The 14517-nt window shown below is 37.4% G+C and carries 17 protein-coding genes; 15 read left to right on the top strand and 2 right to left on the bottom strand.

Annotation, left to right across the window (positions count from 1 at the left end; genetic code table 11):
• The first annotated feature begins 70 nt into the window (after positions 1 to 70).
• Together FEE95_RS11840 and FEE95_RS11835 are read left to right on the top strand one after the other, a co-directional pair.
• Positions 71 to 1267, top strand: coding sequence for an alpha/beta hydrolase-fold protein (locus FEE95_RS11840; protein ID WP_171037037.1), 1197 nt, complete (start codon positions 71 to 73; stop codon positions 1265 to 1267).
• Positions 1268 to 1410: 143 nt separating this feature from the next.
• A complete protein-coding gene (locus FEE95_RS11835; RefSeq protein WP_138658155.1) occupies positions 1411 to 1605 on the top strand; it encodes a hypothetical protein in 195 nt (64 codons plus the stop codon).
• 323 nt (positions 1606 to 1928) lie between these two features.
• Here FEE95_RS11835 and FEE95_RS11830 read toward each other — a convergent pair whose 3' ends face one another.
• Positions 1929 to 2351, bottom strand: a complete 423-nt coding sequence (locus tag FEE95_RS11830) for a winged helix-turn-helix transcriptional regulator (RefSeq protein ID WP_238474566.1) — start codon at positions 2349 to 2351, stop codon at positions 1929 to 1931.
• An 83-nt stretch (positions 2352 to 2434) separates the two neighbouring features.
• Between FEE95_RS11830 and FEE95_RS11825 the strand changes: the two genes are divergently transcribed.
• The 11 genes from FEE95_RS11825 (at position 2435) to FEE95_RS11775 (ending at position 12779) form a co-directional block, all read left to right on the top strand.
• On the top strand, positions 2435 to 3136 hold the full coding sequence (locus FEE95_RS11825; RefSeq protein WP_138658153.1) for a hypothetical protein: 702 nt from the start codon (positions 2435 to 2437) through the stop codon (positions 3134 to 3136).
• Positions 3137 to 3444: 308 nt separating this feature from the next.
• Positions 3445 to 4962 (top strand): purine-cytosine permease family protein, encoded by a 1518-nt coding sequence (locus tag FEE95_RS11820; RefSeq protein WP_212748431.1) that lies wholly within the window; start codon positions 3445 to 3447, stop codon positions 4960 to 4962.
• A 29-nt stretch (positions 4963 to 4991) separates the two neighbouring features.
• Positions 4992 to 6476: a mannitol dehydrogenase family protein gene (locus FEE95_RS11815; protein WP_138658151.1), complete on the top strand. Its 1485-nt coding sequence runs from the start codon at positions 4992 to 4994 to the stop codon at positions 6474 to 6476.
• Positions 6477 to 6625: 149 nt separating this feature from the next.
• Positions 6626 to 7498, top strand: a complete 873-nt coding sequence (locus tag FEE95_RS11810) for a hypothetical protein (protein WP_138658150.1) — start codon at positions 6626 to 6628, stop codon at positions 7496 to 7498.
• 90 nt (positions 7499 to 7588) lie between these two features.
• Positions 7589 to 8566, top strand: coding sequence for a hypothetical protein (locus tag FEE95_RS11805; protein ID WP_138658149.1), 978 nt, complete (start codon positions 7589 to 7591; stop codon positions 8564 to 8566).
• A gap of 199 nt (positions 8567 to 8765) precedes the next feature.
• Positions 8766 to 9194 (top strand): hypothetical protein, encoded by a 429-nt coding sequence (locus tag FEE95_RS11800; protein WP_138658148.1) that lies wholly within the window; start codon positions 8766 to 8768, stop codon positions 9192 to 9194.
• A gap of 130 nt (positions 9195 to 9324) precedes the next feature.
• Positions 9325 to 10176, top strand: a complete 852-nt coding sequence (locus FEE95_RS11795; RefSeq protein ID WP_138658147.1) for a hypothetical protein — start codon at positions 9325 to 9327, stop codon at positions 10174 to 10176.
• Between the two features lie 55 nt (positions 10177 to 10231).
• Positions 10232 to 10741: a hypothetical protein gene (locus FEE95_RS11790; protein ID WP_138658146.1), complete on the top strand. Its 510-nt coding sequence runs from the start codon at positions 10232 to 10234 to the stop codon at positions 10739 to 10741.
• A gap of 132 nt (positions 10742 to 10873) precedes the next feature.
• Positions 10874 to 11437, top strand: coding sequence for a DUF6985 domain-containing protein (locus FEE95_RS11785; protein ID WP_238474565.1), 564 nt, complete (start codon positions 10874 to 10876; stop codon positions 11435 to 11437).
• 256 nt (positions 11438 to 11693) lie between these two features.
• Positions 11694 to 12023, top strand: a complete 330-nt coding sequence (locus FEE95_RS11780) for a YegP family protein (RefSeq protein ID WP_138658145.1) — start codon at positions 11694 to 11696, stop codon at positions 12021 to 12023.
• 342 nt (positions 12024 to 12365) lie between these two features.
• Positions 12366 to 12779 (top strand): DoxX family protein, encoded by a 414-nt coding sequence (locus FEE95_RS11775; protein WP_138658144.1) that lies wholly within the window; start codon positions 12366 to 12368, stop codon positions 12777 to 12779.
• Positions 12780 to 12887: 108 nt separating this feature from the next.
• Here the strand turns inward: FEE95_RS11775 and FEE95_RS11770 are convergent, their stop codons facing one another.
• Positions 12888 to 13667, bottom strand: coding sequence for an SOS response-associated peptidase (locus tag FEE95_RS11770; protein ID WP_138658143.1), 780 nt, complete (start codon positions 13665 to 13667; stop codon positions 12888 to 12890).
• Between the two features lie 104 nt (positions 13668 to 13771).
• On the opposite strand from FEE95_RS11770, the gene FEE95_RS11765 reads away from it, so the two are divergent.
• Positions 13772 to 14032 carry a hypothetical protein gene (locus tag FEE95_RS11765; protein WP_138658142.1) on the top strand — a complete coding sequence of 87 codons (261 nt, stop codon included), beginning with the start codon at positions 13772 to 13774 and terminating at the stop codon, positions 14030 to 14032.
• A 12-nt stretch (positions 14033 to 14044) separates the two neighbouring features.
• On the top strand, positions 14045 to 14314 hold the full coding sequence (locus FEE95_RS11760) for a hypothetical protein (protein WP_138658141.1): 270 nt from the start codon (positions 14045 to 14047) through the stop codon (positions 14312 to 14314).
• Positions 14315 to 14517 lie beyond the last annotated feature (203 nt).

The following is a 14517-nucleotide window of genomic DNA, read 5'->3' as shown; positions in this document are numbered from 1 at the left end:
TTATGTTTAGATTTTATAAATTGTATGATTCCGGTGTACGCCGTTATCAATGCTTCAATTTATGTATGAAATGAATACAAGAATACTAATATTCGCTCTCCTTTGCTTTTTGTGCATCAAATCCAAGGCGCAAAATATCTTGAAGGATAATGCTATTGGCCTTTCACTCACAATGCATTCTAAAATACTAAATGATGAAAGAGCGCTTGAAATCTTTCTGCCAGATGGGTATGCAGATTCAGAAATAGAATATCCTGTGCTCTATATTTTGGATGGCCAACGCTATTTTTTACACGGGGTAAGTCTTCAAAAATCGTTTGTTGAATTCAAACAAACATCTGAATTCATTATAGTTGGTGTCTCAAAAAATCCTTCGGATAGAAATAGAAATTACAGTGTTAATTCCCATCAATATTTAGAACACCTAAAAAAAGAAGTAATCAATTATATCGATACCGATTTCAGAACAACAAAAACACGAATGTTATTTGGTTGGGCCTATGCTGGTGGCTTTGTCATAGAAACCTTGACTAAAGAGCCCGATTTATTTGATGTATATATAGCAGCGAGTCCTTTTCCCGTTGAAGAAAAAATCAATAAGGTGGATAGTCTTTTCAAAGAAAATCCCAATTTTGATAAACTACTCTATTTTACATCAGGCACAAATGAAGGTGTTGTAAAGAAAGGAACAGCTGAACTTAATACTCTTTTAACCAACAAGGCTCCAAAGACCATTAACTGGACGTATAAGGAATTGGAGGGAGAGGAACATCGGTCTACGCCGTTCACAACACTTTATCATGGCATTACCGCATATTTTGACTACTATCCCGAATTACAATTCAATACGCTGGCCGAATTCTCAAAAGCTGGGGGCTTATCCTATGTCTATGACTATTATAAAAAAAGAGCTACGCGGTTCGAATTTCCAAATGAATTATCTGATTGGACCATGTTTAGCTTAACAAGGAATGCCATACGGGCAAATGATTATGAGCAGTTTGACCTTATGTTTACTAAGTTTGAAAAAACGGGTTTTATTAGCCGATTGACCTTAAATAGGGCGTCTTCAATTGCAGCCTTTTGCTTGGATAACAAACAATATGATAAAGCAATTAATCTATATACGCTCTTAATCGAAAAACACCCGAGCTCTGAAATTCCTCTGAATGGACTAGGAGATGTCTACACGGCATTGCAAAAGAATAGAAAGGCTTCACGCTATTTTAGGATGGCTAAAAAACTTTCGGAAAGTGTTTCGGATTGATTCATTAATTGTCAACTCAAAACCACGAAGGCTAAAAATACATTCCTAAACCGTTATGATTAGGTTTGACATATTGTAGCGATTGAATATAACAAATAAGGCAATTACTTATCTTCACCCAATGTCCTACCAAACAGAAACACATGAATAAATACATATCTCTAATCATCGGAATTTTAGCGGTAGCTAATCTCATCTACGGATTTATTGTAAACCAAACTCAAGCCGCAATTTTCGGAATGGAAGTTGACATTTGGACCTACAGGGCTGTTTGGGCGGCGATTGCCGTGTATTCTTTTTACGATTTTTATAGGAAAAATAGACTGGGTAACAGTTAACACCTAAACCTCAAATTAAAAAGATAGCAAGAATCTGGGAAGGAAGAACAAAAATTGAACACTTAGCAGCATATACAGCTTTCATGAAAGAAAGAGCAATACCCGACTAATATAAAGCAGACGGATTTGTAAAGCTTACCTTTTTAAAGCGAACAGATACCAAGTATGCCTACTTCAAATTAATTACGTTTTGGAAAAATATTGAGCTTATTAAAAATTTTGCCAGAAACGACTTTGAAAAAGCCAAATATTATCCCGAAGACAAAAACTATCTGACGCAATTTCCTGAAAGCGTCATACATTATGAAGTGTTTGCAGAATAACTAAGACCCATCCATAATTTGACTTGCAAATACGCTGTATTCCTTTTGAACACGTTCCGCCAAAATCGAGTTAGAACCAGGTTCATAGCTATTCATATCAGGATGCTGCTCTCGCACATGTTTATCACTCCAACGTACAATTTCTAAAATCATCGGTGCCAAATCCATGCCTTTCTCTGTAAGCAAATAGATGTTTTCCTTTTTATTGGCAGGTAATTTTCTTTTGGTGATTATATGAAGTGATTCTAACATTTTTAAGCGAGAGGATAATAGATTCGATGCTATCCCTTCGTCAGAAGCTACGAATTCTTTGAAAGTTTTCTTATGATGCATAAGCATATCCCGAATGATAAGCAATGACCATTTATCGCCTATTAAATCTAAACAAGAGGCAATAAGGCAAGAAGACCTAAATTTTTTCATGATAACTTTTGACTAAAAATTACTTTACTTATTAAAGTAATATGTATTTTCACTTGAATAAGTAAAGTAAAAATAACGAAATTATGTTAGCAGGCCATTATACCGCCGCCTTAGTGGCATATCAAAAATTCCCTAAAGGAACCTTATTATATTTCTTAATTGCTTCGCAGCTTCAAGATCTATTGTGGTTTATGCTACACTTTTTAGGATTAGAATATACAGGGCCAAATGACGTGTTTGATACAACCTTAAGCAATATGACCGTAGACATGTTGTATAGCCACGATTTACTACCGCAAATACTTTGGTTGGTAATCATATTTCTCGTAGGAAAAGCAGTATTTATGAGTAATAAAATTGGTATTGCAGGTGTTTTAATAGTGGCGAGCCATTTTATATTAGATATTTTTTCAGGCCATCCGCACCACATATTTGGTGCAGAGACACAAAATATCGCACTTGGTCTTTATGCTACAAATGTTTATTTAGCTATAGCTATTGAGATTGTTTTCTGTATTGTTATGCTTTGGTATTTCTTCAAACAAGATGCTGAAAACGGGGTGCAACGTACTTCAAAGAATAAAGCAGCTATCATAGGCTTGTTTGCATTCGGAATTATTTTTATGCTGTCGATTGCAACCACATCTTTTAGAGAATTATTGGGGATACCAGAATTTGACCTAGGTTTCAATTCAAACGTTCCTACCCTAGTGTTCACTTATGCAGCTATGATTGTTTACTTAAACTATTTCTTGCCAAAATTTGTGGTGGACAAGAAAGGCTAAGTATTTCTTCTTATGAATATTTTGTAACATTCGTTCGGCAATTGAGGTAAACAAATCCATAAACTTACATTCCAAAATTCTAAAAAATCAAATTATCAGTATATTAGGCAATCGCTAATAAACCAGCCGACCCTATGAGTACCTCCAACGAATTCGACCACCTCAAAAACCTCGAAGAAGAACAATTACCAGTAGCCAAGCACAAATTACACGATTGGACGCATTTCGCCGGACTCTACGCTGCCGAACACGTAGCGGCGACGGAGTTTGTCATCGGGGCCACCTTCGTCGCACTTGGTGCCAAGACGATGGACATTATCCTAGGTCTCTTAATCGGTAACATTCTAGCCGTATTAAGCTGGCGCTTTATAACTTCCCCTATTGCCGTTGATACACGCTTGAGCCTTTATACCTATCTGAATAAGATTGCAGGCGATTCGATGACCCAATTGTACAACTGGGCCAATGTCATCATCTTTTCGGTGATTTCGGCGGCGATGATAACAGTCTCTTCGACCGCGGTTCGTTTTGCCTTTGATATTCCTGCGCAACTGAATTGGTACCCTACCAATGCCTGGTTTATTTTGATTGTTTTGGCCGTGGGCATCGTTGTGGTTTCCATTGCGCTCTACGGGTTTAATGCGGTTTCTGAATTTTCTGGCATCTGTGCGCCTTGGCTTTTTGTGATGTTTACGAGTGGCGCTATGGTGCTCCTCCCCGCTTTGTCTTTGGATGTGTTGGATAAAACTCTACCTGCTGGATGGGCCGATTTTATGACCCTTGGTGACCAATCCATCTGGACCGGAATCAACAGCGACGGCGAGCCCGGAATCGGATTGGTCGAAGTCATCGGCTTCGGTTGGGCCGCCAATACCATTACACATTTCGGATTGATTGATATGGCCCTTTTGCGTTTTGCCAAAAAGAAGAACTACGGCTATGCCACCAGTACGGGTATGATGTTCGGTCACTATGTCGCATGGATAGCTGCCGGAATCATGGGTGCAGGTGCCGCCGTCATTTTAGGAAAATCGATTGTTGAACTCGACCCAGGAGATGTTGCTTATTACGCCCTTGGTTGGTCGGGCTTTGTCATTGTTATTGTGGCAGGTTGGACCACTGCGATTACGAATTTGTACAGAGCAGGCTTGGCCGCACAAGCGATTTTTAATAAACATTCCCGAAAGAAGAACACCATAGTGGTCGGTCTAGTGACGGTTGCTATCGCCTGTTTCCCCTTTGTATTTTCACAAATACTGCCGCTACTAACTTATGCAGGTTTGTTGGTCGTTCCCGTTGGGGCGATTGTCTTTGCAGAGCATCAGATTTTCCCGAGAATTGGCTTTACGCGCTATTGGTCTTCGTACCGCAAACTGACCTTTAGCATGCCTGCCGTTGCGTCTTGGGCCTTGGGCTTGGTTTTCGGTTTCGGACTGAATGCCTTGGATGTGATTTCCTTTTATTACCTGTTTATCCCGACTTGGTTTTTTACCATCGCGGTGTATACGCTGCTCGCTTCAAAATATGGTGCGAAAGAGACTTATGCGGAGGAAGCTAAAGCCGAGGAAGTCAGACAAGAAACTATTGAACGTTTTCAAGAACAGCAAGCAAAGGAGGAAACCGTTATTCCAAAGGATGTCTCCATGTTGTCAAAGGGATTAAAATTCATCGCCATCTCCGCTTTGGCAGCCACTTTGGTCTTGGCTTGTAACGTGATGTTCGGAAGTGCTACGGAAGCCGATTATGTTGCCAACCGCGAACTCTTTTATACCTATGGATTCGTTTGTACCATCATTTATTTCGTACTCGCCTATTGGGCACTCTAACGAGGGAAAACAAACACGGTAGCATAAGGATGGAGAACACACTACAACTCAATCAGGACAACTTAGCAGCCATCGGAAACCATATTCCCGTACCGAACTACAATCGGACAACAGGCACAGCAAACATCGTTCATATTGGTGTTGGGGGATTTCATAGAGCGCACCTCGCTTATTACTTGCATCAATTAAAACAAGGCGGTACTGCCACCAAATGGAATATTATCGGAATTGGTTTACGCGAAGCGGATAAAAATATACATGAGGTGCTCAAAGCACAAGACCACCTCTATACTTTGATGGTCAAAAACCCAGACGGAAAAATTGAACCCGAAGTCATAGGGTCTATTGTAGATTTCAAAATGGGCACTACGGACTCCGAATCGGTTATCGCCCAAATGGCAGAAGCCAATACTAAGATAGTATCGCTAACCATTACCGAAGGCGGCTACAATTTCAACCCTACCACGGGAGAATTCAATTTTGACAACCCAGATATACAACACGAACTCCGTCACCCGAATGACCCGATTACCGTATACGGATTTCTAGCCGCGGCCCTACAAAGACGCCGCGATGCAGGACTCCCTGCCTTCACCATCATGTCCTGCGATAATATCGAACACAACGGAGACATGGCGCGCAAGATGCTACTCACCTTCGCCGAAGCACAAGACCAAGAATTGGCAAATTGGATAGCCAAAGAAGTCAGCTTCCCCAATAGTATGGTCGACCGTATTACGCCTGTTACCACTCCCGCAGATATCGAAACCCTAGCCCAAAACTTTGGTGTACAAGATGCCTGGCCCGTCACCTGCGAACCTTTTATACAATGGGTGGTCGAAGATAAATTCCCGAATGGCAGACCGGACTTCGAAAAAGTAGGCGTACAATTCGTACCTGATGTCGGGCCCTATGAAAAAATGAAATTGCGCTTATTGAATGCAGGGCACTCGGTATTGGGACTTTTAGGCGCCCTTCACGGGCACCCGACCATCAATGCCTGCGTAGAAGATGAACTTTTTGCCAACTACTTGCGCACCTTTCTAGATGAAGAAGCCACTCCAGTTTTAGGAGACATCAAAGGCATTAATTTGACGGACTACAAAAACGGCCTTATCGAACGTTTTGCCAACCCCAATATCAAAGACAGCGTTAGCCGTATTTGTTCGGAAAGCTCGGCCAAATTGCCCAAGTTTTTAATCGCTACCATTCATGAAAATCTAGCCACAGGCGGAAGCATCAAATTCGCCACCCTGGTTCTAGCCGCTTGGTGTTATTATAGTGATAAAAAAGTAAACCAAAACGGGCAGCCTTTAGAAATTATAGACGCCATGCAAGGTAAACTGCATGATGCGGCGAAAGAAACTGCCAATAACTCATTAGCTTTTATTCAACTAGAATCTTTGTTTGGGGGGCTTTCTGAGAATGAGCGGTTTACCTCTTGTTATACTTTTATGCGGGCACAGCTTTATAAAACAAACGATATAAAAAAGTTGATGCAATCGCAATTGTAAATTCTGCACACCTACTTAAAACTTAACACTTATAACTTCTATTAGTTACTGACCTTTTTATAACAGGCTTTCGTCGGTATTTGTACGATTTTATTTCTTTTGTTTAGTTATATTGCTAGAGATAATCCTTATTTAAATAATCTATGAAAATGAATAGTTTAATCTTACCATTTGGTCTAATTATTTTTATTCAAGCAATTATATTTTTACTTCTTTGGAAGTTCGGTAAGATTAATTGGAATGTTTGGGGACCAATTGTTCAATTTTCGGGTCTAAGTCTTGCTGCCATTGGGTTTATGATTAATAGCTATTACGGCCAGGAAGGTAAAAAGCCTGAAAACATTGATAAAAACCTTAAGGCGATAAACACAGAAAATACTTTAAAATCAATTATTAATTATCGAGATTCTGACGGTTTATATTCTTACTTAAGTAATTTAGAAAGTTACTGTCAGTCAGGGATAACTAACGAACAATTAGATAAGCTAGATTCATTTATAATTAATGATTTCGATGATTTATTAAAAAAAATAGGTTGGAGTGAAGAATTAGAAAAGACAACAGAAGTGTTTTCCGTAATTTATAGTAAAACAGAGAGCACTCACTTTCATGATTTCATTTTAAAAACATTACAAGGAAATAATAAATTCGATGAAGAATTAGAACTTGCTTTCGTTGAGCAAACATTTAATAATTACTATCCAAGAAGAGAATATCCAAATGCCACCGACGACCTTATTGAAGCTTTGACACTTTCCTTTAATATGGAGGCCACTGCAGAATCACCAGAAATTCCAATTAATCTGTTTCAATCTTTTATTGCTAACCTTAAAAGTATTAAAGCAATCGCACATTCCAAATTGGTTAATAACAAAGATTTCGTTGAAAACTTGGTTAAGATTGGAATAGTCAAAGAACTTGCCTTGAAATATACTACTGAGCATAAAACAAGTAGTATAATTCCGAACTTAAGTGGCGACAAAGTATCTCTGTTACAAAAGAAAATAACAGGACAAAAATAAAACAACATGCTTTCCCCGCTACCGTGAGCATCTTGCTCGTAGCATCAACCTTAGAAAGAGGTTTATAGAAAAATTACAATTGGAATCTGAATGGGCAAAAAGAAAAACAAGTTCAAAAAATTTCTACAAAACAATGAGATTTGGTTTACTACAGTAGCATCAATTTTACTCTCTGTTATGGCGTTAATTCTAGCAACAAATTCAAATAATCTATATAAGCGACAAATCTCGATGGATTATGCAAATTATCATCCTGAATATAAAATCTACAAATCTTTATTAAGTTCCCAGGAAAATGAGATTAATGATGATTTAGAAATAATTATCGAAAATAAAAACAAAGGTATTGCTAGAAATTTAAGCATTTCTTTAAAGATGTTTCTAAATATATCCATATATAAACGTCAATATGAAAAAGATGAGGTTATTGAAGAAAGAGAACTTTCAACCAAAAGATTTTTTCTTGAAGATCAATTTCGTTCTATCTACTCAGATGAAAATAAATCAAGAATAAAAAGTCCAAGCTTTAAACATGGAACATATGTTAATGATTCAATTTATTTTGCCACTCAAGAACAAAGAGTTCAATTGTTTAATTATATGCTAAATCAAGAGCTACAAAAGTCCAATGCAATATCATTCTTTGAGAGAGAAATAATAATCGAGTTGTCATATTTAAACTTTTTGAATAAAAAAAATGTTGAATATCATAGAATCTATTTAGACCCTCTAAAAGAAGAATCTACTATTGCATTAGGTAGGAATATGACAGCTGAATATATAGAGTCGAAACAAGAAGCACGCAAAGCGTTTTATACTAAGGAAAAATTAAATTACATATCATTTGTAACTATAAATAATTTCAAAGGTTTTTTAAAAAAAATAAATGAAGAAAAATCTTATTTCTATGACGAAATAAACTCCTTGAAATTTCAGCTGAGAGAAATGGACACCGTTATGGTACAAAAGTTTAAAGGCAGTACTTACCTTGATTCTACTAAAGTAGAAAATTTAATAGAAAAAATCGAATCCGAATCTTTTAATGAGCTATTAAGTGAAATGAAATAAGAAATACCCCGCTACCGCTTTGCAACTAGGGACGGCAACAGTAAGTAAGCAACAGTAAGCTACCCTTTAAAGAAATACAGTAACTTGTTGCTATCTACCCCCGCCACCGCTAGTTTGCAACTAGTGGCGGTAACATTAAGCTGCCAACCCTTTAAAGAAATGTAGTAACTTGTTATGTTATACATGAACTGAGCTATTTATGGAAGCAGCGATTTTCTTTGGTGGAATATTCATAGTTATATACCTTCTCTATTTAAATAATCGAAATGAAACAGAGCGAAAGAAAGTACTAGATCACAATAAAAATAGGCCACAATTAAAGAAAGAGGCATATATAGAACAATTAGCTGAAAAGGGATTTGAAAAAAAACATATAGAGGCCTATTATGACGAGACCAAAAAAATAATCGGAATTGAAAACTTTACAATGTATCCTGAAGATAATATTTATGAAAATTACTGCCTTTGGGACTTAGATGACATCGATTTAATTGATAACGTCTGTGAAAAACTCGGAATACGGAAAGCGGAACAAAAGGACTTAGATGAATTGGGTAAAACTTTTAACACGATGAATGCAGAAAGTGTTCTGACACTAATGAAAATGCTTGAGAAAAAGAATTCTTAGTACCCCGCTGGCGCCCCCGCTACCAGTAGTTTGCAATTAGTGGGCACAACGGTATCCCTAGAAAAGTGTAGAAAGAAATATAGTAACTTGTTACTATTTATAATTGTTATCATCCTTGAAAGAATTAAACATGAAAAAGCTGAATTACTTATTACTTTTATTGTGTATATCATGCGGAGAAAAAGAAGTGACTACCCCAGTTGACTTTTTAAAAGAAAATGCAATTCCAATTAATGATATTTCAAAATTGAATCAGCAGGTTTATAAGGAGATATCTGATTACGACATAATAATGGTTGGAGAAATGCATGGGACAAAAGAGCCCGCCGAATTTGTCTATGGTCTATGTAACCTTATAACTGAATCTGAAAAAAAAGTTGTCTTAGCCTTAGAAATCCGTGCTTCACAGATGGAAAACTTGTCAAATGAGATGTCAATTGCCCAATTAAAAGAATTGGATTTCTTTCGCAGAGAAAATTTTGATGGTAGAAATGGTGTATCAATGCTTGATTTAATCTACAATAGCATCCAAAATGAAAAAATCATTCTAAAATTCATTGATAATTATTACCCATCCTCACCCAGAGATTCATCTATGTATATGGAAATACGTGACATACGTAATACACACCCTGACAGCAAAATAGTTACGCTAACAGGAAATGTACATAATTCAATTACACCTCTTTTTGATAAAGAAAGAATTGCAGGATACTTGTTAAAAGATACCACCAATTTCGATTCAAAAAAAATCATGTCAATTCACCATGCATTCAGTGAAGGTAGTATGTTCAATAACGACGGCACAGGAATAAAAATTCGAGATATTGATAGAGAAGAAAACATTTATAATACCACACTTTCTCACGAAATGTTCTTGTGTGAGAAATTTCCTGAAGAACAAAATCAGTACACACATATTTTATATACCGATAAAGTAACTGCTTCAGGTAAAATTGAAAAAGATGATAACAATAGATAAGAAGTATTAACTCCTTCGTGACTACTACTCTTATCATTCACCGTTACCATACATTATGAGAAACTGTTTACTGATACTTATACTAATCGGAAATTGTTCTATTTCATTTGGTCAAGATGCGTTTGCGAATGCATTGGCTTCCTTGAATTTGGAATTAGAGTTTCAACCTAAAACAGATTCTTACACTACTAGCAATAAGCCCAACCAAGATTTTGTTACACAATTTGAAAAATGTGCTGATTACGAAAAGCTTGAAAGGTTATCAGAATTGGATTTTGACCTGATTACAAAGGTCAAGTGCTCTGATTTAATTACTTCAAAATGGGAGGGTAAATGGCAAATTGAATTTCGGGAGTGGGAATTTGAAAGTGAAAGTTGTGCAACTGATTTTATGAGCACACTAGATAGTTTACAACATAATAGAATTCAGGTCTGCGTGAGTAAAGGCGGAATTATGTGGTTGAGGGACGAAAACAAAATTTACTTGGTTACTAGCGGGGCGTATTTCGTAACCTATCATTATAAAGAAATTAAAAGTGCAATTATAGAAGGGCTGAAAAAATAACCCTACGCTACCGCTTTGCAACTAGGGACGGCAACAGTAAGTAAGCAACAGTAAGCTACCAACCCTTTAAAGAAATACAGTAACTTGTTGCTATCTACCCCAGAAGCTTCGGGCTTGCCAAAAAGCTAAAAAATGAGAACCATAAAAAGCGACATACTCGGCGAATTAAAACAAAAGGGGCAAATTGCCGGTTGGTGGGGAAGTGTACCCATTGAAATTCCGTTTTTTGACCATAAAAAAATGCAAATAAATTATGGGGAGTTTCTTCCTGAAGAAGACCCGAAATTTATTGAAGAAGCAGACCAAGCTGTGAAAGCCTTCTTGCAAAAATCAATAGAAGATAGAGCGTCCATTTCGCATCTCGTACATAAAAACTGTATGGACTTTCTGAATCAGATTGTACTACGCCCTTCAGACCAAGTTTTTATCGATATGAAAGACCAAAACGAAATTTGGAAGCACGTGAAACCCATGCGGCATGGTGGTATAAATCTTTCGAGAAGACCCCACAGAGACCAGGATATTTACTTAGAAATTAATTGTAGATGCGGTTGGGAAGATGAGCATGGTCTCAAATTGGTATTTCGACAGGGAAGGCAAATAACAAGAGTGAGTGCAATGGATGGCTGTCTGACAGACGCAGATGCGCATGGCACCCTTGATACCGAAGATAAACTACTCCACAAATTTAAGTGATGCTTCCCCTGCTACCGTTAGTTTGCATCTAGTGGCGGCAACAGTAAGCCGCAAGAAGCTAACACAACAGTAAGCCACCTCTTTTAATTAAAACACTATCAGTTCTCACTCATGCTGGCCACCAGTAGCAAACTGGCGGTAGCGAAAACCCGGCTTGTGCGAGCAAAACACCCGTTAGGTCTGTATTTTTATGACCTTAAATGAAATAAGTTTATTGATTATGAGTTAAGTAGAAAACTATAAAACATAAATCAATATGGGTAAATTCGAAATTAATAAAGATAAAGCCGGAAAGTTTAGGTTTAATCTTAAAGCTGGTAATCATCAAGTTATCTTAAGTAGTCAAGGTTATGCAACAAAATCTGCCTGCGAGAACGGAATCGAATCTGTAAGAAAGAATTCCAAGGATGATAAAATGTTCGAAAGAAAAAAGGCGAAGGATGGTTCACCTTATTTTAGTTTAAAAGCTACAAACGGTCAAGTAATTGGCAGTAGTGAAATGTATTCTAGTACTTCGGCAATGTCGAAAGGAATAGCTTCGATAAAAAAGAACGCTCCTAAAGCATCAGTTCAAGATAATTCGTAATATCTTTAACATTCGCACATGGTACTTTAGATAAGTACTTAATTCAATAAAAAGACAGCCCCTGCTAAGGCTGTCTTTTTTGTTTAACCTCTATACTTTAGTGCTCATTCAACTCACACCCCCGCTAGCACTTTTCTGTGACCGGTGACCCAAAACTATAAGCCACGTGCTACCCACCCGAAACTTCCAGTTTACAGTAGGTTAGTCCTACAGCGTGCATTATCATAAAATCTTCAACCGCAATTCCTTTTCATTCACCTATAGAAAACGGTCATCGGTCTAGGCACGCTCCATAATATCCAAAACCGGTTGTAGTTTAGCTGCAACTTAACCCTTACAATTATGAAATCTAACAAACTAATTTTCCGTATTTGTCTTTTTATTTTTGCCACAGCCATTATTGGCTCAGTTGTAAACTCAATTATCAACTATGATACTGTGGTTGCCACTTTTCAATCACTAGGTTATCCTGTTTATCTCATTCATCTATTAGGTGTAGCGCAAATCATCGGATTGATTCTAATTGTTTTCAATAGAGATCAATTCTTAGTAGAATGGGTTTATGCAGGTTTTTTCATGAACTTTATTTTGGGTTGCTTTGCGCACTTGGCAGTCAATAGTGGAAACGGAGCTTCTGCTGTTGTTTGTATTGTTATCCTTTTGGTGACCTATGTTCAATCGAAGAAAGCTAGGGCTTTCAAAGATGAAATTGAACCAATCAGAAACCCAAATTTTACCAACGAGGCCCAGGCTTAGTTCCCCCTCACTTTGGCAAACTCCCGATTACCATCGGGAGTTCCAAGGTGATTTTTACGCTATCTTAATTTCAGATGAATTTAGTCGCTAAAGAAGACTTTTCTGAGTCTAGTACCTAATTTCAATTTCTTCGTATTCCACCTTATCGATAATATCAGGTCTATCCCCTTCCCCATTTCGTTTATGAAGGTCTTTACTAATGGGCCAAGTGTCGAAATAAGCATCCTCTAAGCCATTGTCCATAATATCGACGATTTCTTCTTTATCGAGTCCGTCTTCCAACCAATATTCGACATCTCCCTCTTGCAGTACTACCGGTCTTCGGAAATCACCATGCTTGTTACTAGGTTGGTTGTGTATATCTTCAAACAAGGGCGTTGCTTTATTGGTGAAGATGCTAAAGGTCACCATCTTGTCATTGGTCACATTGTAGATGCCCGCTAAGCTCATCGGTTTATCATCAGCTCTTTTAAAATAAAACGGAACCTTGAAGGGTTTTCCCTTAACTTTTACCGCTGTCGTATGCGGTTCAAAAAATCCATCCACTGGAATGACACATCTTTTTGTATAGATGTTATCCTCGTACATATAGTTCTTAAAAATATCCTCGCAACGCAGGTTTAATCCACCAAAGGCGCCTCTATTTTTTGCGAAATAGTCTTTAAACTCAGCACCTAATGATGTAGCGGGCATAATACCCCATTTGGAGGGTATCACAAAGCCTTTTCTTTGTTGTGGTAGAATCCACATATTCGGGTGGGCCCAACCGTTGGCATGATTATGAATAAGCTCGGTTTCGCTATCTATAGTTTCCCCTAAAAGGCGCTCAACTTCATAATAATCTTCAAGCTCCCCTATTTTTTTTGTTGTTCTTGTACTATAACACATGTCACTTTCTATAGAGACAATTTACTGAAAATTGTTAAAGTTTAAAATATATCAAAACGGATTCCTATATTTGGAATATTTCCATTTTTTAGGAATATTTCCAAATGAAGATCATTTATAGAAACAACGACAGGTACGCCATCAAAAAACTACTCCTAGATATTGGAGAGCCAGAACTAGAGCGCGAATGTTGGCGAAGGAAACTTCATAAACCCCGTAGAATCAACCTGTTCTTCTTAGAAACGAACGAAGGTATTACAAGCCTAAAATACAAGTATCCGCAAAAGGGTGTTGAAACGATTATCGATGTGAGCCAATATGACCTACCTGAATGTGGTTGGATACGTTATAAAATACCTTATTAGAACATACAGCAAATGAACCTGATCCGACAAGAAATATTACTAAAAAAACTACTGCAATACCGATTTCGCAAGTATGGCCTAGGGCTTATAAAAGTTGAGGCTTACGACACATTCGAAGATAAGAAGTATATGTGCCGTGTAGAAGTGTTCAAAGGCGGTACTGAAATACAGCACAGAATTATGAAATACGAAAGTTTTCTAGACGATTCGTTCGCACAGCGTATGGAAAAAAAGTTATCCTTGCTTTTGATGGACACCGGTCGAATCTCCCGCTACAGCTAGTTTGCAACTAGTGGCGGATACAGTAAGCCATTAATATCCGTTACATGGATTCAAGAAATAGGGTAATTCGATACTAGGTGCTGTATTAGCAACAAACTGAAAATCGAATAAAACTTAAAACTCAGGCAACGTTTTCAAAACATTCAACGTCTTTAAATTAAAGACGTTGCGTATTGAATCAATGAATCTTTACATTTGAACAC

The organism is Maribacter algarum (ex Zhang et al. 2020) (assembly GCF_005885635.1).
GTDB classification, from domain to species: Bacteria; Bacteroidota; Bacteroidia; order Flavobacteriales; family Flavobacteriaceae; genus Maribacter_C; species Maribacter_C algarum.
The sequence above is the reverse complement of the archived record's forward strand: the minus strand, read 5'-3'. Positions and strand labels throughout refer to the sequence as shown.